This window comes from Nocardia arseniciresistens (assembly GCF_046764875.1).
GTDB classification, from domain to species: domain Bacteria; phylum Actinomycetota; class Actinomycetes; order Mycobacteriales; family Mycobacteriaceae; genus Nocardia; species Nocardia arseniciresistens.
This window is the reverse complement of record NZ_JBKORD010000001.1, coordinates 585,072-610,150: the sequence shown is the minus strand read 5'-3', so window position 1 is coordinate 610,150 and position 25,079 is coordinate 585,072. Positions and strand designations below refer to the sequence as shown.

The window sequence follows — 25,079 nt, the reverse complement described above, 5'->3', positions numbered from 1 at the left end:
ACCGAAGTCGGCCTCATGACATAAGCTGGCCCCGGCACCACGATATCCGTGCCTGGTTCTGTGCTCGACGGAGATACCCGCAGTTTCGATCTAGATCTCTCGGGTCGAACATCACGCTTTTCCGCTCACGATCCGCTGACAAGCGGTGTTGCGCCATCCGTGGCGATTGTGCTGTTCGGTTCGATAGCTGCCCTGGACGGACCACCTCGCACGAAGGATCGGTATGAAGAGCGGAAAACGCGCGTGGATCGCAGCACTCACGGGAACCCTCGTGGTCGTCGGCGCCGGGGTCGTAGCCACACCGACGGTCAGGGCCCAGCCGCCGCAGTTGCAGGTGGCGGGGGGTGACATTCTCCATGCCGAAGGTTCGGCGATGGCGATCACGATTCCCGGCCCGGCCGGGCCGATACCGGCACGATCCACCCGCCTCGTCTACACCAGCAACGACACCCACGGCGCGCCGAACACGGTGGTCGGCACCTATCTGGAGCCGACTCAGCCCTGGACCGGCCCGGGCCCGCGACCACTGGTGGCATACGCGGGCGGCGCACAGGGGCAGAGCGCCGAATGCTCGCAGTCGGCGATGCTGGCGCAGGTGATCCGGTACCAACCGCCTGCCGACGTGGTCTTCGAATACGACATCATCGCGATCTATCAACTCCTCGCGAGCGGGATGGCGGTGGTGATGACCGACTATCACGACTTCGGGGTCCCGGGAGTGCACGACTTCCTGAACCGCAGGACGCAGGCATACGCGGTGCTGGATTCCGCGCGGGCCGCGCTGCGGCTGCCCGGTTCGGGGCTCGGCCCGGACTCACCGGTCATCATCTACGGCTACTCCCAGGGCGGGATGGCCTCCGCTGCCGCCTCCGAACTGCAGGCCGAGTACGCACCCGAACTCGACGTGCGCGGGGTGTACGTGGGCGGGCCGGTGGCGGGGCCGCAGGATTTCATCGCGCGCAGCGACGGCAACCCCGGCGTCGCGCCTGCCATCGCGTGGGTGCTCAACGGAATCGCCGCCGACTACCCCGAGACACGCCTGGTACTCGATGCCGAGCTCAACGACACCGGTAAGGCGATCCTGTACAGCTCCGCCGGCACGTGCGGGGGCGGTCTCTCCGAGACTTTGGTCCAGCCCCAGGACACGTCGCGGTGGACGACCAGGGGACTGCCGCTGACGGCCGTGATCGACGGTTCCCCCGAGTTGAAGTGGGCATTCGACGAGCAGCGGCTCGGCAGGTCCGCTCCTGCGGCGCCGGTGCGCGTCTACTCGGCCAGGTACGACGAGAAGGCCACCTACCCCGCCGCGCGCGATCTGGCCGCGCGATGGTGTGGCGGCGGCGCGGCGGTACAACTGGATGCGGACAGCACGCTGCCCGCGATGTCGGGCTTCTTGGGCACCCACGATCTGGCCTTCTTCCCGTCGCTGACGAGTTCGCAGCCCTGGATGGTCGATCGCCTCGCTGGCGTGCCCGCTCCGGTGAACTGCGCGGCGCTGCCCTAGCCGCGCCGATCTCCATCGGTCCTCGGGACCACGCCAGTCGACCGCATCGCCCCACGAGCAACTCCGGTAACATCGGTGGCTGCGATGCGGTCAGGTGAGGATGCGGTCGCGGTACCAGCCGAAAATTGCTAGATCACCGTGGGCCCCGCTCGATACCGAACCGGACACCCAACTGATACACCGTCTCTCCACCCATATAGCCGACAATGAGTTCCTCGATCTGATCGGCGTCGAGCTGGCGTGCCCGGCCAGGTATGGGCCGGGCGGCGGCCGGTCGAGCGGGTGTGGCGGGGTCCGGCAGCTTCCTACGCAGGGCCTCCAGCGCTTCTACCTGGCGTTTCGTGTTGTAGTAACCTCCCCCAAGGTCCACCAAAACCCCAGCTTCGGCTGGGGTTTTTGGTTTCCGGAGTAGCTTCGCATCGACTGATCTCCCAACTGACTCCCAACTAATTCGAGCCGTGTCGTTCGAACATCACTCCTGGACTGCTCACCGCCCTGTCCAGGGCCTCAGCAATGCCCGGTGAACACGCTCACGCGCCATGTAGTGCCGCTGGGGCATGGCCGGGTCGACAGGCATCAGGACATCCGCTCGTCACCCGTGCCGACAGACCGGCATCATCGAGGATCGTCGCCACCGCGGCCCCGGAAGCTGTGCGCCGTCACGTCGTCAGGAATGCCCAGCGCGTCGCGAACCCGCTGCCATTCATGCCCGACGTTCTGAGGATCGCGCAGTGTCCACACGGTCGAAGGAAACACCAGATCGAGAACGGTTTCCTTAGTCGGTGGTGAAGCGAGTTTCCGCGCCGCCAGGTTCTTGCGTCGCTGTTTCAGGATCTCCACGACGAAGTCGGGGATTCACGCTCAATGCGTCCTTGCGGACCGCGTACCGGAACATCCCGGACAGCACGTCGCGGCCGGTCCGCATAGAGGAAGGCCCTTTTGCCTTGCAGCATCGCGCACAGCTCAGCAATTCTCGCGTGGCGGGAGGCCCTGCGTCTCACACGGACGGTTGCGGTATGTGGTGTCGACGAATTCGATAAATCGCTGGACGTCCTGAAAACTGGAGGCGATCCCGAAGGAGACGCGGAGAGCACCACCGGTGGGCAGGCCGAGTTCGGTGATATACGCATCGATCGAGAGGGCCGACCTTCTGAACAGGCGAAGCAAGGATGGCCGATCGATGTCGAAGGCGGCCTCCCCGGCGCCGGGATTACAGAAACAGCCCGTGCGCAACGAAAACCCTGCCGCCGAGGATTCTCGCGCCACCAGACGCTCGTCGACGATGGCCCCGAAGGGGTCGAGGATATTCAGCGCGACCGTCGCGCCGCGGTTGATCATATTGCGCGGCCCATAGATTCGGACCATGGATGCCCCGTTGTCGTGCTCGAGCGACAGGAGCCGATCCAGAAGCCATCCGGTCAGACAGCGGGTACGCCGATTGATCACATCGATGCCGACCCCGCGCAGCCAGTTGAGGCCATGTTCGATATCCGGTATGGCGAGGAAATTCACGGTGCCGTCCTCGAATTCGGCAGATCCCGCGGCCGGTGCGTGCCAACCTCCCTGAACGCTGGCGGCCTGGATGGTGCCGCCGGAGAACCAGGGCCGCCGCAGTCTGGACAGTGCGTCGCGGCGGGCGATCAGACAACCGACTCCGGTCGGATAGCCGAAAAGCTTGTACCAGCTCACGGGAACGAAATCGGCTCGGACGGCGGCGAGATCGAGCTCATGCGTCGGCAGATAGGCTGCGGCGTCCAGCAATACGTCGAAGCCGTGCTCGTGTGCGATATCGACCCAGTCGAGCGGATGTTGAACACCGGTGAAATTGCTCTGTGCCGGATAGGCGAACAAGCCACGGCTGCTTTCTCGTCCGTTCACCATGGCCATCGGTAGTGATTCCTGCACCGTGCGGCGCTCCAGCGCGGCGCGGACGGCAGACTCGGCCACTCGTAGTTCGGAACCCGCGATCGGGATGTATTCCGTTCGAGCCCGCCTGGAGCGGGCGAATTCTCGAATGCCATTGACCGAATTATGGTTGTCGGCTGTCAGGACGAAACGTGTCGCGCGGCCGAAGGGATAGGCCTCGCCTACCAATCGACAGGCCGCCGTGGCGTTCGCCGTGAAGATCACGGTGTAGTCCTGCGCTGGAGCGTTGAAATGGGCGAGCACGGCCGCCCGAGCAGTCTCGACCCCGGCCGTCGCCGCCCGTGAGGTCGGGTTGTCCGAATGCGGATTGCCATGGCAGCCCGCAGAGATCCACTCGTTGTGTGTCTGATGTTGGGTGGTTGCGGCCAGCCCCGCGCCGGTGTAGTCGAGATAGATGTCCCGATTGCGATCCAGATATGCGTACTCGGTGGCCCGGAGGTCATCGAGCACTGTTGTCGTGGTGTACTCCGGATAGTCGGCCAGAAATTCCTGTGCGCCGGCGGTGCGCGTGCCGTCTCCGCTCATAGCAGGTCCTTGTCCTATCGTGTGGGTCAGCGGTGGCTCGGTCAGTCCATCCGCATCAGGCGAGTCCTTGTCATCGTTGGTGGTTCTGCGACAACGTGGTCTCCCTTCCTGGGCCGCAAAATCATTCGTCGCTGCCAACCAGCCAGACAACGAGACCTCCGATTCCGCCAAGAGTCAAGCAGCACCCAATGCGGCAGCATCGTCCTACGCGCCTGTTCCGATGCCGCACTCCCGCAACGGAATCCGCATGAGTGTCGCCGACATTTACCCAGTCGTCGAGCGATTCCCTGAGATCACCGACGCGCTGGTCATCCCGCAAGGGGCCGCGCCGACCCCAGCACGATCGGCCGACCGGACCTACTCGCCCGGTGCGGCACCCATTGCGATCGACGAGTCCCCAACACCCACCGAGATCAAAACCTCGGATGGCGAACCCCCACCGAAGTTTTCGACGTCTGCGCCCTGTCGGTTCAGCGCACACGATCAGGTCGTTGTGGTTGTCGGCAGACGCTGGATGACTCCGGAGGTGGCGGCGAGCTACGAGTTCCCGCCTGGGTACTGACTGGTAGGTCAAATCGGTTGAGTCGCAAACAGGTTCATGCATGTGTCTCTCCCAAAAATGGGAGGACTCACCCCTTGACTAGTGATCTGGCACACATCACACTCTGATTACTCCAGCAATTCTGGAGGCTTGTCGGCCGACATGGTTAGTTCTAAGCGAATCGAGGGTTCGGGCTATGACGACGAGCATCGCGGCCGTATCGGCTGAAACCAAAGTGCCTGCTGCGGATTTCGACACGACGCATCTCAAGGAGAACTTGCGCTGGGGCCACTTGTTCTGGCCGGGCTCCGCGGCGTTGACCGAGGAGCAGATCGACGATCGAGTAGCCCGCTACCAGCGGTCGCTGGAGCGCTTCCGGGCCAGCGGCATGCAGGGCAACTACCTGCCCGACGATCTGGAAGTGGACTCGGCGTGGCATGCGCATCAGTGCGATCCGGTCGGGTACGCGGAGTTCTGCACCCACTATTTCGGCGGCATTCTTGCCCACACGGTAACGCTGTGTGTCTGCAAGTTGGTCGAACTCGACAAGAAGTGATCCGCAAGAATTGATCCGGGGGTGTAGCTCCCCTGCCGGAGAGCTACACCCCGCGGCAACCATCCGACCGTATGTGCGTCCGGTGGCGGCCGGACAGCTCGCTGGTCGCGTGGACCGACCGCACTGTTCATACAGCCATGAATTGCAATACGTCCGCCCAGCTTTCGAGGAACCAGCGATGAAGATTTCGATCGAGCAGCCAACGAGCCCGACCTCGGGCATGCGTCGCGCTCCGTTATCGGAACCGGTCGACGTTGTTGGTCACGCTCTCGGTATGACGGTGGAGAAGATCGTTCCGAAGGACAGTGGCACGATCCCGCCGTTACGCCGCGGCTCATCTCGCGTCACAGACCTTTCCGGCCGGTCATGATGACCACTTCCGGACACATCACGCGAGAAAACTGGGCAGAAGAATTCTTCGACGAAGGTTTCCGCGAAACATTCGCCATCCTAGGTAGATTCGATGACACCGAGAGCGACATCGAGGCGATTGTCAACTTGCTCCGATTACCCCTCGGAGCGCGAATACTCGATGTCCCTTGCGGATTCGGCCGTCACGCCGGACCGCTCAGTCGGCGCGGCTATCGCATAGTCGGTATAGATAACTCGCCGAAACAACTCGACGACGCCCGCCGTCGATATCCTGACTGCACCTTCGTCCTGACAGATATGCGAACGCCACCCGCAGGTCCATACGACGCAATTCTGAACCTGTGGACCAGCTTCGGCTTCTTCGACACCCGCGAGGAAGACCTTGCCGCCCTCGCGGCCTGGGCCGACGTTCTCGTGCCAGGAGGCAAGCTCATCATGGAAATCGACACTCTCGAATATTTCGAGCATCGTGTACGCAACGGTAGCGAATTGATCAGTACGCAGCTGGTTCAACGGTCCGATCTAGTTGGTCACGCTCGATATGATTGGACCACACAGGAATTCAACGTCCACTGGACGCGCCCTGGATGGTCTCGACAGGGTCGGCTGCACATGTATTCCCGCCCACAACTCGAGACAGCAATCTACGAAGCCGGATTCGGCCACGTGGCATTCGCGGGCGACTTTCATGGCCGTCCGGTGGACCCGGACAGCAGAACCGTCATTGTCGCAACCAAGTAGTGCGGCACCTTCACGACGCCGACCGACCCGGTCGAGGGCAGTGGGTCTGAAAAGTCGCAGTTTCTAAGCGTTTCACTGCCGTGCATTGCGATCCGGCATCCGAGCGATGGATCGCACCGCTGATCGGATGGCCGTCAGGGGCCCGCAGTGCCACTGCTTGCCGGATCGCTGATTCCACGAAGCCGGCGTATTTGCTGGTCGAGCATTTCCGCCCGGATACGCGCGGCGTAGGCCCGATGACGCACGCGGAATAGCCCGGCAGATAGGTTTTACCGCGAACCGAGCCCGATACTCGGCGATGAATCCACAGATCACCTCTATCGCGGGTCGTTCGCCCATGCAAAGAAAGACGTTGCTGCTGAGCGGATTTCGATCGTCCGTTCCAGCTCGGCGATCTTTCGCTTCCGCGCGGCTCAGTGCCTGCGAACCGCCGCACGAAGGATATGTCCCTGTCCTGGCAAGCTCCAGCCACCGTGATGTAACCCCATGCGTCTCACCGGGATCAAACTATTCAGATACTGAGCGTCCACTGCTGGTGGGTGCGGTGGGCACCTGCTGACGATGCCCACCAGCCTGGCTGATCGCTTACTTCTTCTCCACGGTCCTGGCGAGCAGGCCGAGCGAGGCCCGCAGCACGGATTCAGGAAGAATCGGGAAGATTCCCATGTCGCGGTAGGTCGCTGGGATCTGACTCCAGTCGTAGTACGACGTCACCGAGGTGCCGATCTCGCTGGGTTCCACGCGGTAGCCATAGCGGTGTTCGATCATCGGCACCTGGCCCTCCCGGGAGACTGTCCACGCGATATGGGCGTCCTTTTCGAATGCGGTGATGGTCACCGTGACGTCGTACTTTCCCATCTCGGGAAAGTCATTGAGAGATTCACGATCCATCTGCACGACGAATTCATCTCCGACGGCAGTGATGGCTTCGCCTTCTGCGGATTGCAGCATGCCCGTGCTGTCGATCGACACATGCCCTTGGGGTGAGCACAGCAGGGCGAAGATCTCGGCCGGCTGTGCCGCGATCTCCCGTCGGACCTCGAACCGTTCTTCACTCATGGGATTCATCCTCGCACGATCGTCGCGCGGACGCTGATGTATGACGGTTCGGTGATCGCCCTCAGTGAGGAGTCAGGGATGCCTGGGCGTCCCGCCTAGCCCGAATAGACTTTGGTACAACGCAGTTCGCTGAACTTCACCGACTTCAGCTCCGTCGTTCGGATATCATCCCCGCATATTGGTTGATAACCCGCTGTGGCATGGTGCGGAGAGCTTGGGGACCAATGTCGCAGCCGCGCAGGGGCATTCCACTGCCGAGCTTCTGGAGAGACTCGTTCATACGCCATCATCGCGGGGCCGGACTTCGTTATCGACGGCGGCACTATCAAGACTGCCCGACATCGGAACGAGCCGACCGAGGTGGTTCGCGGGATCATCGAAAGGCGGCGGCCGTGTAGTCCGTATTCGGCTGCCGGAGAGTGGCTTCCACCGAACCGTGCAGGCAGCTTGCGATGCGCGCCCCCGGAATTCGGGTCCTCGGGTCGGCGCAATGTCGTGTATTCCGTTGCCGGCACCAGGCTGTCGCGGACCTCCACTGAATCTGCGGCAGCCACTTCGGGCAGGTCAGCCCTTGCCGTTTCTGAGTTCACGTTTCAGGATCTCGCCGCTGCCTGCCTTGGGGAGATCACCGACGAACTCGACGATCCTCGGGCGCTTATAACGGGCAAGCCGACCCTCGAGCCAGCCGAGCAGTTCCGTCTCGTCGAGCTCCTGACCGCGGCGCAGCACCACGACCGCTTTCACGGTCTCACCCCAGTGCGGGTGGGGTACGCCGACGACGGCAGCCTCGAGCACCGCAGGGTGCGCGCCGATCGCGTTCTCGACCTCGACCGAGTAGACGTTCTCTCCGCCCAAGATGATCATGTCCTTGAGTCGGTCGTGGACGTAGAGGAATCCGTCGTTGTCGATCATCCCGATGTCGCCGGTGCGGAACCAGCCGTCGGCGGATATCGCGGCCGCGGTCTCCGCGGGTTTGTTCCAATATCCTGTGGTCAGTTGCGGCGTCCGCAGCCAGATCTCGCCGTCCTCACCGGCGCCGAGGTCGCGACCGGTGGAAACATCGACGATCCGGCACTCGCAGTTGGGCAGGATGCGGCCGACGCTACCCGGATGCTGGTCGACCTCCCCCCGGCGGAGGATCGGCGCGGCCACCACCCCGGCACAGGTTTCGGTCAAGCCGTAACCCTGCGAAAAGCCGGTCTGCGGCAGCATCTCCATCGCTTCCTCGATCAGCGAGCTGCCCGAGGGCGCGGAGCCGTAGATGATCACCTCGAGACTGGACAGGTCGAAGGCCTCGGCGGCATTCTCGGCAACCATGCTGGCCAGCAGGGTCGGCACCACGCTGGTGTGGGTGACACCTCGGTCCTCGACGGCGCCGGCGATCTCGGCGACCGAGGTGCCCGACGGGATGACCACCTCGCCGCCCAGGTGCACGCAGCACATCATCGAGCTCATCCCGCTCATACGAAACAGCGGCAGGCAGGTCATGTACCTCATCTCCGGGTGCAGCGCCCAGGCTGCCGCCGCCTGCTGGGCCATCTCCCGCAGATTTCGCTCGACCAGCTGAATGCCCTTGGGCTCGCCGGTGGTGCCGGTCGTGTAGGCCAGCAGCACGAGGGACTCGTCGGTTTGATCGATATCCGGCGCGTAGCCGGAATCCCCTGCGGCATACCAGTGCTCGAAGTCGGAGCCTTCGGGTCCGTCCAGCAGGACCACCGGGCACCGTGGATCCAACCCCGACGCCAACTCCCGCTCGGCGAAGAGCAGGTATGGGTTGCAGTCCTCCAGAACAGCCCGGAGCTCGTCCGCCGTCAGACGCCAGTTCAGACCGACCAGCGCAATGCCGGTCCAGGAGGCGGCGTAGACGAGCTGGACGTAGGCCAAGTCGTTGTGCGCAAGCACCGCCATCCGGTCTCCCCGGCGTAGACCGGCAGCACGCAGCCGGTCCGCGATTCGCGCCACATCCCCGGCGAACTCCGCATAGGTCTGCGACCCCGCGGGCGCGCTGATCGCGCGGCATCCAGCGCGGTCCCGGGCGTGCCCGACCAACAGGCGGGCCAGTGTCGGAGGGTGAGGGATGGTCATCGGCGTCTCCCTAGATCCTGGCCGCGATCGCAGCCATCTGCCCGGCGTACCGGATAATCGGTATCCCATGCGTGCCGGATCACGTGGCCAGCGGTTCGATCTCGTCGACGACGAACTGCCGCACCCAGAGAAGAATCGCGGATCACCTGCTCGGTTCGCGCGGCCCGCATGTGCCCGATCGTAACGTTGCTCGAGATTCCATGTGGCGCAAAGGTATCGGCCAACCGATGGCAAGGGTGCTCCGATGATCGTCACCGGAGCAACCATCACGACCGGCCTCCTGATTCCGGTCGGCCCGGCGCCGTTTCCCGCTGGTATGCGTCGTTCAACCGAGGCGCGCGATGCGCACGGCCGAGCGGGGATCCCGACGATGCCTGCGGCCACTCGATCGGGATCCAACCGGCGCGCAGATGGGGTTCGATCTCCTCACGGGACAGCGGCGGAGCGATAAGCAGGCCCTGCGCCCGGTGACAGCCGAGCCCGGACAGGGTACGGGCCACCACCGCGGTCTCCACTCAACGAATTTTGGCATCACTTCAAGCCGTCTCGGCTGTCTTGTGCCAGACGAATGTGGGCGTGGTGTCAGAGAATCTGCGGTCGCGGCCAGACACCGCAGCGCTCGACGGCGTCGGTGAAGAATGCGGTGAAGTCGTCGGCGTGCCTGGTCCATTTCTCCGCGCGCGCGGTCAGCGTCGATCGGAACACGTAGACGCCCGGCTCCCGGTCGCCGCTGAGGCTGAGTGCGAAATCGTGCTCATAGGTGTCGTGGTTGTAGGTGGTGTCGGCGTGGACCACAGCTTGGGCGAACATGAAGAATCCCTGGTCGTCGACGTCGGGACCGTAGAGATCCCGGAAGTCCACGACGTCTGGGTCGAAGTCCACGATGTCGGGTCTGAACCCGAAGATGTAGAAGAGCTCGTCCTGCTTCTCGTCGCTGCGCGACAGTCCTGCGTGCTTCCAGAGGAACTCCGCATAGCCGACGTCGGCGGACAGCCCGGGGTAGGCGTCGAAGAACGCCATCAGCCGGGGTTCCAGGGCCGGGTTGGGTGTTACCGGGTGGCGGGGTCCCGCCCCCACCCGGACACCGGGCAGCGCGCTGAACGTGGCGACGAGCGAGTCGATGGTTATGCAGGCTCCTACAAGACAGGTTCTGTCCTTGTAGCAAGCACACAGAACTTTGCGCCGCAACCTACCATCGGCGCCGACTGCCGCACGAGGATCACTCGTGCGATGATCGCCAGCAGTGCCGCTGCCGATGCGGCGACGGCCATCGGCCGACCGCCGCCCCCGACCAGCGGCGCGATCGCGACGCCTGCCACCGCGATCGCGGAGCCCAGTGCGTATTTGAACAAGCCGAGAATTGCCGAGGCGCTGCCCGCCGCCCCGGCATAGCCGTCCAGTGCCAGCGCGGTCGAGTTCGGCATGGTGAACCCGAGGCAGCTCACCATGAAGAACAGCGGGGGGACCAGCGCGGGCAGACCGGCATTACCGACGGTCACCGCGCTGAGTACGCCGAGCGCGCCGACCACGGCGCCGACCGAGGCGATAGCCAGTAGCACGTGTGCGTCGAACCGGCCGACCAGCTTCGCGTTGATGTTGCTGGCAACCAGGAAGCCCGCACCGTTGACCGCGAAGAAGATGCCGAACAGTTGTGGCGAGACGTGGTAAACGTGCTGAAATACGAAGGGGGAGGCCGAAATATAGGCGAACAGCGCGGCGAACGAGAAGCCGCCTGTCAGTGCGTAACCGACGAACACCCGGTCGGCGGCTAGCTGTCGCAGTGTTGTCGCGGCGGCCCCGAATCCGCCGGACCGACGTCGATGCGCAGGCAGGGTCTCTGGCACCCACCGGATGGCGCAGCACGTGAAAAGGACGCCGAGACCGGCAAGTACCAGGAACAGTCCGCGCCAGTCCAGGACTCGCAGCAGCTGTGCGCCAGCTATCGGCGCCACGATGGGGGCCATCCCGCCGACGGCGCTGAGGATCGAATATGCCCGGGCGGCATCGCGGCCGGTAGTGCGGTCGCGGACGATCGCGAAGGAGATCACCACTCCGGTCCCGCCGGCAAATCCCTGTAGCAGCCGCAAGACGTCCAGGGTGTACACATCGACGGCCGCCGCGCAGAGCGCCGAGGTGACGGCGAATGCCGCCATACCGGCAATCATCGGCCGACGCCGCCCCCAGCTGTCGCTGATCGGGCCGACGACGAGTTGACCGGCGGCCAGTCCGAGCAAGCCCGCGATGAGCGAATATTGAATACCGGATTGGGTGGTGTGCAGATCATTCGCGGCTTGCGGAAGTGCAGGCAGGTAGACGTCGGTAATGATCGGACCGAATGCCGACAACGCCCCGAGGAGGACGATCAGCCACATCGGAAGTCCTTTCGATATGCGACCTCGAACGCCACACCTCGGTTATGTCGAAGCCACTTCAACCGCTGATCACTTCCTGCCGATTCCACACTGCCATCGGATATTACAGCTAACCCATGGTGTTCGTAATAACGTAATTATTCTTGATCGTCGATAATCAAAAATTAACGATCTGTACCGAAACGTAGTGGTAATCAACCCGCAGGCTCGGTGCGGAATCTTCGTGTCGCCCAAGTGGACGTTTCGAAGGCAATCGTGTATGAAGATGAACACCGGTTGATTTCGGGCTACCGCACTCGAATGGCCGTACTGTTTGCGAGCCGGAGTGGAGGGCATTTCGCTCAACGTCGCTGTTCTCACGCTTATCGGATACATTTACGCCGCGATGCTGCGGATTGACATCAGGGTCGGCATTTGCTCATACCTGAGTAACGGCGCAAGAGATAGAAGTACGCCAATGTATTTGCTCGATAGATATTCGGTCGGTCCGCAACGGCGGCGCCGCAGGACTGCTTCCGGATATGAACCATCGGCCGCGCAACATGCGGCGCGGTTCGTCGATCCGGTCACCCGAATGCTGTTGGTCAACAAAGGGCTGACCACGCCCGCGTTGGCGAACTCCCTGGATACCACGCTGCGCGTGCGAGTGATCCGCCAGGACATCTTGCCCGCCGAGCGGATACCCGAGGCGGTGCGGCGATCGCTGCGGATTCCGCCGGGGACCGAGGCCATGGTCCGGCGGTCGTGCCTGCTCGATTCGGAGTCGGTCCCGGTATCGGTGAATCTTGTCATCAGTACGGTCCAAGCGGCGGCGGCGGCCGGACTCGACGATGTGACCACGCCAATCGGTTACAGCCTTGCGGCCCATCAAATTTCGCAGCGCAGGGAGATTCTCCGGGTCGGCCTCGCGCGGTGGCCGGATGGTCGGGCCGGTGCGGCCCGCGCCTACCTCATTCGGGTGACCGGGCAGCCGTTGTGCTACATCCGGGAGTGCTTCAACCCCGATCTGGTGTCGCCGGAGCTCAGCGACGAGCGCCACGATGACGACCCGGATCTGTCGTGGGGCGACGAGCCGTCGGTGCGATCGCATGCGGTCGGGCCGGGGTCCGCGACGCTGGCGTGGCCGAAACACCGCGCGCTGCAGCAACCCGAGTGGCCCGATCCGGCTTCGGCTCGCGACTATTTCGATCAGCTGCGCGGTTTGCCGCCACTGGTCAGTGCGGACGAGTGCGAAGCTCTCACCTCCGAGCTGGCGCTGGCGGGCACAGGAGCGGCGTTTGTACTACATCTCGGCGATTGCGTGGAAACCTTCGCCGACTGCCGGACCGAGGCACTGTCGGCCCGCCAGGCCCTGGCCGCCGCTGCCGCCGCCGTGCTGAGCTACGGCACCGGCCGCCGGGTGGTGACCATCGGCCGGATCGCGGGCCAATATGCGAAGCCGCGCTCGCAGCCGGTGGAGTCCGAGACCGGACTGCCGACCTATCGCGGCGATATCGTGAACTCCGCCGATCCCGATCCGGCCGCACGCATACCGGATCCACAGCGCATGCTGTCGGGATATTTCCACGCCGCCGCGACGATGAACTACCTTCGCGCCCATCCCGTTCCACCGGCCGGACCGGCGGTGGCGCTGCTGCGGCGTGCGGCGGACGCAGGCACCGATCTATCGGCGGCCGCGCTGCTCGGCAATGTCGCCGATATATTCGAGGCGGCCGCATCGGCGCCGGTCGACTGCCGCCAAGTGCACAGCCTCGTGCCGAGGCTGTGGGTGTCGCATGAGGCCTTGCTGCTGCCGTATGAACACGCGTTGACCCGATATGGTCACGAGGGTCAGTGGTGGGACACCTCGGCACATCTGTTGTGGATCGGCGACCGCACGCGCGACCAGCGACACCCGCATATCCAACTCGCGGAGAGGATCGGCAATCCCGTAGCCGTCAAGATCGGGCCAACGGCCGAGCCGGAAGAAGTGGCCGCACTGTGCCGTCGCATCAACCCCGACAAAACCCCCGGCAGGCTGACGTTGATCGTGCGTATGGGCGCACATCGCGCCGCACCGGTTCTGCCACCGCTCATGGCGGCCGCCGCGGCCACCGGGATTCCGGTCGGCTGGGTCTGTGACCCGATGCACGGCAATACCCACACCGCCACCGACGGTCATAAGACGCGCTCGCTGGACGATATCGCCGAGGAGATCCGCGCCTTCTTCGAGGCGTGCAGGCACACGGGCACCATCCCCGGCGGTCTGCATCTGGAGACCGCACCCGAGGACGTGACCGAATGTGTCGGCGGCTGGGGACATCTCGGCGAGGACGACCTGTCGAGGAACTACCGAACACGATGCGATCCGCGCCTCAACGCGGTGCAGACCCTGCAATGCGTCACCCTTGCCGTGCGGGAACTTCAATCCTTTCCCGATCCCTTGTCGTGAAGACAAGGTGCTGCACGGGATCGGGCCAGACCATTAGAACCGTTCGCCGATCACCGAAGTCGAAGGGATGCTCTCATTTGTCCGACCTCGAGATTGGACCGCTGTCTGCTGCGCGATGTCGATGAAGGCATCCATCAGCGGCGAGCTGTCGCCCTTGCGGCGGATCGCGGTCATGCAGCACGGGGGCAAACCGTCGATCGGCACCATACGGACGCCCTCGACCCGAATGGCCTCCAGGTCATCGGTGTACGTCTCGAACGCGCGGCCGTGGCGTAGCAAGCCGTCCATCAGCCCTACGAGGCTCCAATTAGCATCCAATTCGCGGCGTCGGATGGGTCGGCCGTTCGGTGTAGTCGGGATGCTCCACGAGTCGATGTACCAGTCGGGAACGGATTTGGGTGGCCGGGTCAGCTCGTGGTCGGCCAACTCTTCCACCTGAATTGACTCTCGGCCGGCCCATGGGTGATCCGGCCCCACCACGACGCCTCGCTGACTCGATGCCAGCGTCGCGCTGAATTCGAGATCCGGTTCGAGCCCGGCGAAACGTTGTGGGTTATCGGGCAGCCACTTGACCTGGATGTCAGCCGTGCCGTCGCGGACCGGCGCGGCGAAGTTGATCGTCTCGTCCACTACGATTGTGGACACCGTGGCCTCGGGGTATGCGCGCTCGAAGGCTGACGCATAGGCGTGAATCCTCGCCACACCGTAGCCCTTGTTGTATGCGATTCGTAGCGTCTGTTCGGAGCGTGCGGCCCTGCCTTTCGCGTTTTCGATGGCCGCTGTCAGTTGCCAATATGCGGGCCGCAGTTCGGCGAGTAGCGCTTTGCCTTGGGGTGTCAGCTCCACTTTGCGGCTGGTGCGGAGGAATAGCGGCTCTCCGATCAGCTGTTCGATATCGCGGACCAACTGGCTCACCCGGGCCGAGGTGAGATGCAGGCGGGTTGCGGTCCGGCCGAAGTGCAGTTCCTCGGCCAGCACCAGAAAGCCCTCGACCTGCCCGAATGTCAAGTGCTGCATAGGATCGGGCCAGACCATCTAGTACCGTCCGCCGATCACCAGGACGGGATTCGTCGGCAATGCGGACACTCCAGCCACCCGGGCCGACTGTGAGTCTCTACCGTTCATGGAGCACTCCTCATCACGCAAGTGCTCGAATATTAGCGTCATCGCTTGGTTTTCGGCATGTGGAGATCGGAGACCAGAGGGCTACGACTGCCAGTTTTGCCGGACGAGGTCGACTGCGCCGCTCGGCCCAGAATTCAGCGATGCGACACGGCTGTCGGGGGGCAGGCGATCTCGTCGATCGCCTGCGCGGGCCGATGAGTCGAACCCTCCAGGTATGTCGCTATTTGTTGATCTCGTAGCGCAGAAGTACCACGCCGCTTTCGAACAAGGTGGCCTCGAGCGGCTTCAGGTCTTGCCGATCTTCGAAAATGCGCCTGCCTGCGCCGCGTGAGGTCGGGCAGACCAGCATCCGGACTTCATCGACGATGCCCGCGGCCAGCAGGAAGCGCATGAGTTTCAAGCTCCCCCAAAGCCAGATGTCCTTGCCGGTCTGCTGCTTCAGCTCCCGGATGGTGGCGACCGGGTCGCGCGTCACGGTCGCGGCGGGAAAGTCGCCCCAGGGGGCGTCATCCAGCGTCGAGGAGGCGACGAACTTGGTGAGGTTGTTGAGCTTTTCGCCGTACTCGCCCTGTTCCTCGGCGTGCGGCCAATAGTCTTTGGACTGGGCGTATGTGTTCGCGCCGAGAATCATCGTGTCGACCGAGTCGATGAACCCCATCACGCTCGCCTTGAACGCCTTGTTGGACTTGTCGGAAAAGGGCTCCCCTGACACGAAGCTGAGCCCGCCGTCCTCCTCCGCGGCGATGTTGTCGACGGTAACCCACTGCTGGACTATGAGCTTTCGCATGGCCGTGCTCCTCCTTCGTCGCGCGGCCCGTACGGCCGCTCTGTCCCTGGGACGGAGTCGGCGCTACATTCTCGACATCCGGCCGACGGCACAGAACATTCGCTACTGCCGCATACCGGGCGAGCTGTACTCGGTGGGCTCCGATGTACAACTCCCAACAGTGAGCGCTACAGACGAAGGCGCGCCTACGGCCAGTCGAATTCGCCATCGTGCACGCCAGCGGTGAACGCGTCCCACTCGCCGGGCGTGCAGACAAGCGCAGGACGGGTCGGGTTGGTCAGTTCGAATCATCCAGGCGAACACGCACCGCGACCCGCCCGCGCTCGTCACGATCTGCGAACGCGTGACCATGCCGGTCGCCGCCCTCGAGGTGCAGTGTGATCGGGCCGCCTTCATCGGTGAAGTTGCGCCACCAACTCTTTCGATCCGGGAGTGCGACTCCGATGACGATCGAATCGCCGGAACGGCGATAGTTCACGGGCGTGCTGAAGGTTTTGCCGGAACGGCGGCCCACATAGCTGATCTCGACGAAGCTTTTGCGCATGAGAGACCCCACCACGGGTGCATTCGTCAAGGTCCGTGTCACCGAGTTGAAGCCGTTCACCAAAGATTTCGTATTCACCTGTATGCCTCCTGGTACAGCGTTGATAGCGGTCGAGCCCACTTTACTGACCATCCATGACACCGGCACTCGGCGGCCGCTGTATCAATCCGGGACCGCATCGGCCGGATTCGGCTGTGCCCCAGCGCTGTTCAGCGGCATTCCGGGCCTGGCTGTCCGCTGCCAGTCGATCGTCCTCGAGTCGCACGCCTAGCGGTTAGTACAGCGTCGAGAGCAGTTCGAGGTAGCGCGCCTCGACGTCGGCCGCGTATTTGGCGACATGGACAGTTGTCGTGCTCAGAACCATCTGTTCCTTGTTCAAGACCAGCGTCGAGATTTCGCTGGCGACCTCGGACACCGCCTGGGCGTAGCACACGATCCGGATGATATCGCCGGAGTCCAGGCTGGAGACGTTCTGAAGCCCCGTTTCCGCGGTGACTGTCGGCAATTCCAGCCGAGCGCGCTCGAAGTTCTCCGCGGGGTTGATGAAAAGTGTGGAATCGAGGCTGATGCTCAGGTCATCGCCAACCAGACAACTCTGGAAAGTCCCCGAGGGGGCGATGCATCCGAAGAACGGATTGTGGAACAACACCGCGTTGAGGCAGCCCGCATCGTGGGGGACGTTTCTTCCGGTGTCGGCGAGGTAGTAGGTCGCCTTCGGGGTGGGCACCAGGACATATTCGGTCTCGAACAGGCTGATCGCCCGGTATAGCGCGGGCGTCGCGGTGACTCCCTTGGTCGGGAGGGTGGTGAGGTCGATGCGGCACAGATAGGGCGTCCGGTTGATGATGTTCAGCACCTTCTTGTCACCGCCGGTCGAGGCCGCGACGCCGAGTAGTGCGCCGATGTTGCGGCAGAACGACGATGTGCGCACCCGGGGGTCGGTCTTCATGTTGCCGCCGCTGTGGGCGCCGATCAGCTGGATTATTGTCGCAAAGTTGGTTTTGTCGTCGATCGACACCAATTGTTTCGACGGCAGGCTGGTGAAACGCCAGATATATGTGTGATCGGGGTCCCAATCGAAAGCCGAGAAATGGTTTAGTTTTTGGTCGCCGACGTAGGTCGACCACTCCTTGTGTGGTGACCACTGTGCCTTGAGACTCGAATTCGCCAGCGAGGGGCGGATCGACGTCAGCCACTTCATGTGCGCGCCGGCACCGCGTACAACCTCACCGGCCCCGAAACCCTCACCAGGGCAAGGCTTGTCCAGCACCTGGCCGAGGCGATCGGCCGCGATCTGTCATTTGCGCCGGTGTCACCCGAGGAGTGCACCGCTCCTCGCGCCGACGAAGGGCGAATTCGCGCGCTGGTACGTCGAAGGCCTCGCCGCCAGGGGCGATCACCCGCAGGTCGCGCTCGAGTACTTCGACCACCGAGCATTCCCCCTTTTGGGGAGTGGCGCGGCGCGGCGGCATGCAGACTGGCGGTCGTGCACTGATGTCGCCGGCAATGAAGGACTCCGATGTCGCAAACCCTCTCCGCGGAAAATTTCTCGCACAACGAGGTCGGCTACATTCCTGATCCATACCCTTTCTATACGTTGATGCGTTCAACGCAGCCGGCGTATTTCTCGGAAAAAATCTTCGGCGGCACCTGGCTATTCTTTTCTTATGAGGATTGTCGGGCGCTCATGTTGGATGAGCGACTATCCAACTCGCGGGCGGCCGTACCCCTGCGGTTCCTGCCGTCCGATCAGCAATCCGGCTTCGGCGATATGCTCGGCGTATTCGAACGCTGGTTGGCATTTCATGACGGCGCCGACCATACCCGATCGCGACGGCACGCCAATCGTAGTTATGCGCCTTTCCGTGACGAGCGAGTCGAGCCATTGATCCAGCGCGTGGTCGATAATTTGCTGGACGATATCGAATCGGATGAATTCGATCTGATGTCGGACTTCGCTTTTCCGCTGTCAGCCATCGTCATCGCGGACCTCCTGGGTGTGCCGAGCGAGGCTCATGCCGATCTCACACGATGGACCGACGATATCGCCCATTTGTTCGGATCAACCCGGGTATCCACCGAACACGTCTATCGAACGCAGCGCAGCACTCGTGAGTTGGTGCGGTTCCTGTCCGCGCCGGAATCCGCCAGACGGTCCGAACAGCGCGGCGGCCTGATGCACCAGATGCGCCACACCGAAAGCCACGGCTACCGGTTCGACGAGGAAGAAGTCATCGCCCAGTCCGCCTTGTTGCTGTTCGCCGGCACCGCATCGATCCGATATCTCATCGGAAACAGCGTGCACGCGCTGGACCAACGGCCACCGTATGAGCGGCAGTTGCTACTCGAGGAGAACACCGCGGCTACAGCTGTCGAGGAACTGCTGCGGTACTGCAACCCGGTCCAGTTCATCGGTCGTGTCGCAGGCGCGGACTTCACCCACCTCTGCCGCGATGGCACGCAAGCCCGTATCCGGGAGGGGCAGCCATTGTTGTTGTATATCGGATCGGCCAATCGAGATGCCGAGAAATTCTCCCGAGCCGACGAACTCGTCCTCACCAGGCCGGGACCGAACGAACACCTGACCTTCGGGGCCGGCCGACACCTGTGTTTCGGCGATCCACTGGTGCGCTCCACGACCCGAATAGGGTTGGCATCGCTCTATCGCCGCATGCCCGACCTGCGGGTGTTCCGACAAGATCTCGACTGGAACAACAACCTCGGATTTCATGGCTTCCAGTCATTGCGCGTCACCGCGCGCGTGTGACCGCGACGAACTCGAACGACATTTGCGGACGAAAGGGTTGTACATGGCTACCGATGCCCTGAAGAACTTCGTCGATGGGGAATTCGTGACGCCGAAGGACGGTGGCTACCAGGACGTGATCGACCCGTGCACCGCGGAGCCGTACCTGCGGGCGCCGATCTCCGGGCAGGCTGATGTCGAAGCGGCGATGCGGGCCGCGGCGTTCGGCTTCCAGAGGTGGCGCTCGACAACTCCCGCCGAACGGCAGCTGGCACTGCTGCGAATTGCCGACGAGTTGGAGCGGCGTACGGACGAGTTCACCGAGGCGGAGGTCCGGAACACCGGCAACCGGGCGGCGGCTGATGTGGCCCTCGTCGTCGACCAGCTACGGTTCTTCGCCGGTGCGGCGCGGATCATCGAGGGCAAATCCGCTGCCGAGTACGTGCCGGACCACACCTCGTATGTGCGGCGCGAACCGGTGGGCGTATGCGCGCAGCTGGCTCCCTGGAACTATCCGTTGATGATGGCGGTCCTCAAGGCGGCTCCCGCGATCGCCGCGGGCAACGCAGTAGTGCTCAAGCCCGCCGAGACAACACCGGCAACCGCGCTCATGTTCGCCGGCCTCGCGGCCGAGCACCTACCCTCCGGGGTGCTGAACGTCATTTGCGGCGGGGACGACACCGGGTGCCGCATGGTGGCACATCCGACCCCGAGTCTGGTGTCCTTGACAGGATCTGTCGAGACCGGGATCGATGTCGCCACAAGATCGGCGCCGCAGCTCAAACGGTTGCATTTCGAGCTGGGTGGCAAGACACCGGTGATCGTGTTCGCGGACGCCGACATCAAGGCTGTCACAGCGACCGCGATCGAGGCCGGATTCGGTAACGCTGGACAGGATTGCACGGCGGCGGCGCGCGTCCTCGCCCACCACACGATCTACGACGAACTGGTAGACGCGCTGGTCACCGCCGCCCGATCGTGCCGGATCGGACCACCGTCGGAACCGGAGGCGTTGTACGGACCACTGAACAACGCCCGCCAACTCCAGCGCGTATCCGGTTTCCTGGAGCGGCTCCCATCGCACGCCCGGGTACTGACCGGAGGTGCGGTCGCCGGTGACATCGGCTACTTCTTCCAGCCGACGGTTGTCGCCGACGTGCGCCAAGACGATGAGATCACCCAGCGTGAGGTTTTCGGCCCCGTGATCACGGTCCAGCGATTCGACACCGAAGAGGAGGCGGTTCAGGCGGCCAATGGAGTCGACTATGGGCTCGCCGCCAGTGTGTGGACACGCGACAACGCGCGGGCGATGCGCCTGGCCCAGCGACTCGATTACGGCACCGTGCGGGTCAATACGCACTTCGCCTATCCATCCGAAATGCCCCATGGCGGCTTCAAATATTCCGGGTTCGGAAAGGACCTGTCGACGTACTCCTTGGATGACTACTCGCGCATCAAACACGTGGTACACCACACCGGATCCGGCGCTGCGCTGAACTGAGCACATGAGGAACTCGCACATGAAGCCGATCGAACGGGCGATCTCTGGTTGGCGCACCGCGCTCGGTGCCGCCTCGGTCGCGACCGACCAGCGCGAGCTCGCGCACTACGGGATGAATGTCTCGGGGTTCGCGGCGCGTGACCTGCACGCTGTGCTGCGACCCGCCTCGCTCGACGAGGTGCGCGGCGTCATAGACATCGCACGCGCCACCGGCGTTCGGGTGCACCCGGTGAGTACCGGACGCAACTGGGGATTCGGCTCGGCACTGCCGAGCCGCGGGCCGGTTGCCCTGGTCGATCTGGCAGGCATGAGCCGGATCGTAGATGTCGATCCCCGCTTCCGGTACGCGGTGATCGAACCGGGGGTGACGCAGGGACAGTTGTCCAGATACCTCGCCGAACATGGAACTCGGCTCAAACTGAATGTCACGGGCGCGGGTACCGGCACCAGCATCGTCGGGAACGTGCTGGACCGTGGCTGCGGCAACCTCGGTGCGCGGGCGGACGACTTGCTCGGCATCGAGGCGGTTCTCGGGAACGGGGGAGTCGTGCGGACCGGCCTGTGGCATCTACCCGACCACGGGAACATGATTCACCATTACCCGCTCGGCCTCGGCCCAGACCTGCGCGGGCTGTTCGTGCAGTCCGGCTTCGGCATCGTCACCAAGATCGTGCTGAGGCTGCATCCGGTCGCGCCACTGACGGTACTGACATTCGAAGTTGCCCAGGCCCACCTCGCCGAGGTTGTCGACGCACTGTGGCTCGCCAAGGAAGACGGTGTCATCACCGGACACCTGCGGATTACCGATGGCACCGACCCGATCATCCGCTACTTCGGCAACACCGATCCGTCCGTCTGGAAGGTTCAGGTCGTGCTCAACGGAATCCGTCCCATGCGGGCCGAGGCCGAGCGTGAACTCCGGCGGCGACTCGACGGTTTGGTCGAGCACTTCGTGGCGGCCGACACCGAGAGGGAGCAACCCCAGCCGGAGAATACGCAGGAGCGGTTGCTGGCGCAGGCGCGGCTGGGATTGGTGAACGGCACGCCGTCGGACCGTCTGCTGATCGGGTTCGCGGACATGGCGGGCAAGTCGGTGCCGCCCGGCTCGGTGGATCTCGATCACGACCGTGACCTGCCGGGTATGTTGTGCGCCAATGTGACGCTGCCGTTCGCCGGGGATCATATGGCCGCATGCTCCTCGATCGTGCGCGCGGCGGCCGCGGAGGCGCGGATGCCGACCTCGCAGCTATACGAAAGGGCAGGGCCCACAGCATTATTCGGCTTGTTTCCGTTTTACTTCGACCGGAACGACGCACACGCGGTTGCCGCCGCGCACACCTACAAGAATTTGTTGCTGCGGCGGCTCGAGGCCGCGGGAATCTATCCGGTGCGAATGGATGTGGACTCGATCGACCCGTTCATCGAGCGCACGGACGACGATTTCTGGCACTGCGTCGCCGCCATCAAGCGAGTCCTCGACCCGCAAGACATCCTGTCCGGCCGATACACCCCGACCGCACAATCTTGAAGTCGCCGCGTTCCGTCGATGCTATGGACACGCTTGCGGCAGCACCCGACGCCGCCCCCTTGTCGGTCCCGACCAAGCAGCCCTCGAACAGCTGCTTGCCACTTTCGAACCCGCCGCCCCAATGGGCTGAATGTCACTGCTGCGGAGGTCGAGCTACGCGTAGGCGCGCACAGCGATGCTCAGTCCGCTGAGCGACTTCGCGAACGTGGCGAGACCCTCCAGGAATGCCTTGCTGGCGTCGCCGCACGACTTTTCTCTCTCACTGACGGAACGATGCCCCGATCGCGCCGAGCTGATATTTCGCATCCTGGACAATGCTGTATGAATTGGATGTGCATCCACCGACGATGTGTCCTACTAGTTCACCTCGTCCGCGCTCGACGGGCGCTCCGGAGTCGCCCGCAGCGCTGATGCCCTGGGCTGTCAGGAATACGTCGGCCCAACTTGCGTAACTATTCGACGGAAATAATGCGGCCAGAGCTGTAGTGGCAAAGGTCGGTCCCTTGACCTGCCCGCGCAGGACAGTGTGGACGGTATCCAGGGCGTTTGCGCGGTTGATCTGCGCGAATTGTGACGCAGAACTTCCGGTAGGTTCCTTCGAGATGGCGATATCCGCCATCGACGAACCCGAGGCCGGTCGGCACATGGGCGATACAAATGTCACCACATCTGCTGTCTGCCGAGGCTGCACGACGGTCTCGAGAACCTTTGCCGCACAAAGTTTATGGTGATTCGGGCAGGAGTACGAATTGCAGCCCGTGCCGCGAACAACCTGACTGCATATATCGCACCGAAGAGCCGGACCTGCACTCATGGTCGAATGGTACGAGACCTTACAAACTACGTGACCAGCGGTAGTGATACCAAGAATCTGGTTCTCATCCTCCGGGCCATATTTGACACGGCATCCCAATGTTCCAGGCAGCTGAACACCCAGCTGGGCCTCAATTCGATCACCAGGAGAAAATTGAGGAACGGGAGGATCGATTACTTCTACGCGTACCCCGAGAATACTGTCGAGCTCGCGTAGCTGCTCATACAGACCTAACGCGGTCAGATGGAAAGCTATGCTCTGGTCACTCAAATCCCCCGAATCGGAGGCCACAGACCGATCGACCAGCAGTCGCACATGTAAACGCGCCATGGCGTTCTCGGCGGCGAGGCCGACGCCGAACAGGCCGCACACTCCAGGAAGCTCAGCGCTCTCATAGACCGCCGAACTCCTCGAGTCGAACGAATCGTCCTCCGAAGACCCCAAGATTTGCGCGAGTTCGCGAATCGCATCATCCACGCGCCGGACCATGGACGCCGCCGCCATCTGATCATGCGTGCGAGCCCAATTATCGATAAGTGCCATGGCGTGCCTCCACGCTCAGCCAAGACAGGGACCGCGCGCACATATAGAGCACGCCCCGGCGGCCGGTGCCCCTACGCTCACGCTACAACCGCTATCGGTGCACTTCAAGGCCGATTCGGAGACGCTGCGCAACTGTCAGCGGAAGTAGCTCGGGTTGCGCCGCTCATTCAGCTGCGGCCGCTGGATGCCAGCCGTATTGCTACCTATTGCATTGGCAGGCGGCCCCGGCCCGGTTCGCGAGAACCGGGCCTCTTCGTTTGTCGAGGGCTGCCGACGTCAGTGGCAGCAACCCGCGCCGGAAGTTACGGCCGCCGTTTTGGCCTGGCTGCTACAGCAGGCGGACTCGTCGGCCGCCTCCTGCGCGGTTCCGCAACACGGCCCTTCCGAAGCGGCGGCATGCCCCGCAATTGCGGTGGATTGTGTTGCGGTGCCGAATGTTTCGCTGTCGGCGAGCACTGTGTAGACCTCCCACCGCTCACCGCCGGGCGCGGTGGCCCACACCTTGTCCTGGGTGGCGAAGCAACATGTCGTTGCCATCTCCTCCTCGGTGAACACTCCGGCTTCCGACAGTCTGGCGATCTCGGCGTGCACCTCCTCGCTGGAGTCGACTTCGACGCCGAGGTGGTTGATGCTGCCGCCTTTGCCGGGGTTCTCCAATAGCACCAGCTTCAGCGGCGGTTGTGCGATCGCGAAGTTCGCGTACCCGGGCTTGCGCTTGGCGGGTTCGACGCCGAACAGGGTCGAGTAGAACCGCACTGCGACATCCACGTCGTCGACGTTGAGAGCGAGCTGGACACGAGACATGATGACCTCCACCTCTGAGATGTATGTCGAATTAGTTGGCTATTACGATCATGCTCACCATTTCGACATATGTCAAGACCCTCGGTACTGTGGAAGGCATGCCCAAAGCGTTGCCTGTCATCGATGTCACCGCGCCCATCTGCTGCGCCCCGGTTGCGGCTGGCCCGGTCGACGACCAGGCCGCGCTCGAAGTAGCTCTGCGCCTCAAAGCTTTGGCCGACCCCGCGCGGGTCAAGCTCATGTCGCTGCTACTCGCGAACGGCGGGCAAGCCACCGGCCAGCTCGCTGCGGCCGTCGGATTGGCGGAATCCACGGTCAGCCATCACCTGAGCCAACTCCGTGCCGCCGGGCTGATCGACTCGACCCGACACGGCATGAGTGTCCATCACCAGCCATTGCGAAATGCGTTGTCCGCCTTGTGCATCGTGCTCGACCCGAACTGCTGCACCTGAAGGGCCGCTCAGTCGACAGGGCCGATGAATCGGCCACAACCACATTCGGCTGTGGCGGGCGTGCTCGCGACGAGGATCGGAACGGTCGTGGGACTGTATGGCGGCCGGCAGCGGTAAAGCCTG

General features: G+C 63.4%; 25 protein-coding genes. 10 read left to right on the top strand and 15 right to left on the bottom strand.

The window, feature by feature from the left end; genetic code table 11:
* The first annotated feature begins 223 nt into the window (after window positions 1–223).
* Window positions 224–1,504, top strand: a complete 1,281-nt coding sequence (locus ACLMAJ_RS02785) for a lipase family protein (protein WP_412011838.1) — start codon at window positions 224–226, stop codon at window positions 1,502–1,504.
* Window positions 1,505–1,637: 133 nt separating this feature from the next.
* On the opposite strand, the gene ACLMAJ_RS02780 is transcribed toward ACLMAJ_RS02785, so the two are convergent.
* From ACLMAJ_RS02780 to ACLMAJ_RS02770, 3 genes are all read right to left on the bottom strand, one after another.
* Window positions 1,638–1,874 (bottom strand): hypothetical protein, encoded by a 237-nt coding sequence (locus ACLMAJ_RS02780; protein WP_412011837.1) that lies wholly within the window; start codon window positions 1,872–1,874, stop codon window positions 1,638–1,640.
* Between the two features lie 245 nt (window positions 1,875–2,119).
* Entirely contained in the window at window positions 2,120–2,344 is a 225-nt protein-coding gene (locus tag ACLMAJ_RS02775; RefSeq protein ID WP_412011836.1) for a hypothetical protein, read from the bottom strand.
* A 123-nt stretch (window positions 2,345–2,467) separates the two neighbouring features.
* Window positions 2,468–3,955 (bottom strand): aminotransferase class V-fold PLP-dependent enzyme, encoded by a 1,488-nt coding sequence (locus ACLMAJ_RS02770; protein WP_412011835.1) that lies wholly within the window; start codon window positions 3,953–3,955, stop codon window positions 2,468–2,470.
* A 247-nt stretch (window positions 3,956–4,202) separates the two neighbouring features.
* Here ACLMAJ_RS02770 and ACLMAJ_RS02765 point away from each other — a divergent pair, with 247 nt between their 5' ends.
* From ACLMAJ_RS02765 to ACLMAJ_RS02755, 3 genes are all read left to right on the top strand, one after another.
* A complete protein-coding gene (locus ACLMAJ_RS02765; RefSeq protein ID WP_412011834.1) occupies window positions 4,203–4,517 on the top strand; it encodes a hypothetical protein in 315 nt (104 codons plus the stop codon).
* Window positions 4,518–4,692: 175 nt separating this feature from the next.
* On the top strand, window positions 4,693–5,052 hold the full coding sequence (locus ACLMAJ_RS02760) for a hypothetical protein (RefSeq protein ID WP_412011833.1): 360 nt from the start codon (window positions 4,693–4,695) through the stop codon (window positions 5,050–5,052).
* Window positions 5,053–5,418: 366 nt separating this feature from the next.
* Complete coding sequence (locus ACLMAJ_RS02755; RefSeq protein ID WP_412011832.1) at window positions 5,419–6,165, top strand: class I SAM-dependent methyltransferase; 747 nt, start codon at window positions 5,419–5,421, stop codon at window positions 6,163–6,165.
* Window positions 6,166–6,750: 585 nt separating this feature from the next.
* Here ACLMAJ_RS02755 and ACLMAJ_RS02750 read toward each other — a convergent pair.
* From ACLMAJ_RS02750 to ACLMAJ_RS02730, 5 genes are all read right to left on the bottom strand, one after another.
* Entirely contained in the window at window positions 6,751–7,224 is a 474-nt protein-coding gene (locus tag ACLMAJ_RS02750) for an SRPBCC family protein (protein ID WP_412011831.1), read from the bottom strand.
* 564 nt (window positions 7,225–7,788) lie between these two features.
* Window positions 7,789–9,309 carry a class I adenylate-forming enzyme family protein gene (locus tag ACLMAJ_RS02745; RefSeq protein ID WP_412011830.1) on the bottom strand — a complete coding sequence of 507 codons (1,521 nt, stop codon included), beginning with the start codon at window positions 9,307–9,309 and terminating at the stop codon, window positions 7,789–7,791.
* A gap of 266 nt (window positions 9,310–9,575) precedes the next feature.
* A complete protein-coding gene (locus ACLMAJ_RS02740) occupies window positions 9,576–9,824 on the bottom strand; it encodes a hypothetical protein (RefSeq protein ID WP_412011829.1) in 249 nt (82 codons plus the stop codon).
* 67 nt (window positions 9,825–9,891) lie between these two features.
* On the bottom strand, window positions 9,892–10,386 hold the full coding sequence (locus ACLMAJ_RS02735; RefSeq protein ID WP_412011828.1) for a hypothetical protein: 495 nt from the start codon (window positions 10,384–10,386) through the stop codon (window positions 9,892–9,894).
* Between the two features lie 59 nt (window positions 10,387–10,445).
* A complete protein-coding gene (locus tag ACLMAJ_RS02730; RefSeq protein ID WP_412011827.1) occupies window positions 10,446–11,681 on the bottom strand; it encodes a multidrug effflux MFS transporter in 1,236 nt (411 codons plus the stop codon).
* A gap of 457 nt (window positions 11,682–12,138) precedes the next feature.
* Between ACLMAJ_RS02730 and ACLMAJ_RS02725 the strand changes: the two genes are divergently transcribed.
* The gene (locus ACLMAJ_RS02725) at window positions 12,139–14,112 is read left to right on the top strand and encodes a 3-deoxy-7-phosphoheptulonate synthase (protein ID WP_412011826.1); all 1,974 of its coding nucleotides are present in this window, start codon (window positions 12,139–12,141) and stop codon (window positions 14,110–14,112) included.
* Between the two features lie 33 nt (window positions 14,113–14,145).
* On the opposite strand, the gene ACLMAJ_RS02720 is transcribed toward ACLMAJ_RS02725, so the two are convergent.
* The 4 genes from ACLMAJ_RS02720 to ACLMAJ_RS02705 all read right to left on the bottom strand — a co-directional run bounded on the left by ACLMAJ_RS02720 (window position 14,146) and on the right by ACLMAJ_RS02705 (window position 16,568).
* Window positions 14,146–15,120 (bottom strand): LysR family transcriptional regulator, encoded by a 975-nt coding sequence (locus tag ACLMAJ_RS02720; RefSeq protein ID WP_412011825.1) that lies wholly within the window; start codon window positions 15,118–15,120, stop codon window positions 14,146–14,148.
* 337 nt (window positions 15,121–15,457) lie between these two features.
* Window positions 15,458–16,024, bottom strand: a complete 567-nt coding sequence (locus ACLMAJ_RS02715) for a dihydrofolate reductase family protein (RefSeq protein ID WP_412011824.1) — start codon at window positions 16,022–16,024, stop codon at window positions 15,458–15,460.
* A gap of 185 nt (window positions 16,025–16,209) precedes the next feature.
* Window positions 16,210–16,305, bottom strand: a complete 96-nt coding sequence (locus tag ACLMAJ_RS02710) for a DUF397 domain-containing protein (RefSeq protein ID WP_412012028.1) — start codon at window positions 16,303–16,305, stop codon at window positions 16,210–16,212.
* Complete coding sequence (locus ACLMAJ_RS02705; protein WP_412011823.1) at window positions 16,302–16,568, bottom strand: PNPOx family protein; 267 nt, start codon at window positions 16,566–16,568, stop codon at window positions 16,302–16,304. The genes ACLMAJ_RS02710 and ACLMAJ_RS02705 overlap by 4 nt, the downstream gene beginning before the upstream one ends.
* On the opposite strand from ACLMAJ_RS02705, the gene ACLMAJ_RS02700 reads away from it, so the two are divergent.
* Complete coding sequence (locus ACLMAJ_RS02700) at window positions 16,567–16,839, top strand: hypothetical protein (protein WP_412011822.1); 273 nt, start codon at window positions 16,567–16,569, stop codon at window positions 16,837–16,839. The two genes, ACLMAJ_RS02705 and ACLMAJ_RS02700, sit on opposite strands and share 2 nt — an antisense overlap.
* 3 nt (window positions 16,840–16,842) lie before the next feature.
* On the opposite strand, the gene ACLMAJ_RS02695 is transcribed toward ACLMAJ_RS02700, so the two are convergent.
* Window positions 16,843–17,769, bottom strand: a complete 927-nt coding sequence (locus ACLMAJ_RS02695; protein ID WP_412011821.1) for a hypothetical protein — start codon at window positions 17,767–17,769, stop codon at window positions 16,843–16,845.
* 486 nt (window positions 17,770–18,255) lie between these two features.
* On the opposite strand from ACLMAJ_RS02695, the gene ACLMAJ_RS02690 reads away from it, so the two are divergent.
* Genes ACLMAJ_RS02690 through ACLMAJ_RS02680 form a run of 3 tightly spaced genes read left to right on the top strand, consistent with a single transcriptional unit; the run spans window position 18,256 to window position 22,343 of the window.
* A complete protein-coding gene (locus tag ACLMAJ_RS02690; RefSeq protein ID WP_412011820.1) occupies window positions 18,256–19,335 on the top strand; it encodes a cytochrome P450 in 1,080 nt (359 codons plus the stop codon).
* Window positions 19,336–19,378: 43 nt separating this feature from the next.
* Window positions 19,379–20,815, top strand: a complete 1,437-nt coding sequence (locus ACLMAJ_RS02685; RefSeq protein ID WP_412011819.1) for an aminobutyraldehyde dehydrogenase — start codon at window positions 19,379–19,381, stop codon at window positions 20,813–20,815.
* Window positions 20,816–20,834: 19 nt separating this feature from the next.
* The gene (locus tag ACLMAJ_RS02680; protein ID WP_412011818.1) at window positions 20,835–22,343 is read left to right on the top strand and encodes an FAD-binding oxidoreductase; all 1,509 of its coding nucleotides are present in this window, start codon (window positions 20,835–20,837) and stop codon (window positions 22,341–22,343) included.
* Window positions 22,344–22,602: 259 nt separating this feature from the next.
* Here ACLMAJ_RS02680 and ACLMAJ_RS02675 read toward each other — a convergent pair whose 3' ends face one another.
* Both ACLMAJ_RS02675 and ACLMAJ_RS02670 read right to left on the bottom strand, forming a co-directional pair.
* Window positions 22,603–23,700, bottom strand: coding sequence for a PHD finger domain-containing protein (locus ACLMAJ_RS02675; RefSeq protein ID WP_412011817.1), 1,098 nt, complete (start codon window positions 23,698–23,700; stop codon window positions 22,603–22,605).
* 276 nt (window positions 23,701–23,976) lie between these two features.
* Window positions 23,977–24,504 (bottom strand): ArsI/CadI family heavy metal resistance metalloenzyme, encoded by a 528-nt coding sequence (locus ACLMAJ_RS02670; RefSeq protein ID WP_412011816.1) that lies wholly within the window; start codon window positions 24,502–24,504, stop codon window positions 23,977–23,979.
* A 98-nt stretch (window positions 24,505–24,602) separates the two neighbouring features.
* Between ACLMAJ_RS02670 and ACLMAJ_RS02665 the strand changes: the two genes are divergently transcribed.
* On the top strand, window positions 24,603–24,956 hold the full coding sequence (locus ACLMAJ_RS02665) for an Rv2640c family ArsR-like transcriptional regulator (protein WP_412011815.1): 354 nt from the start codon (window positions 24,603–24,605) through the stop codon (window positions 24,954–24,956).
* Window positions 24,957–25,079: the final 123 nt, after the last annotated feature.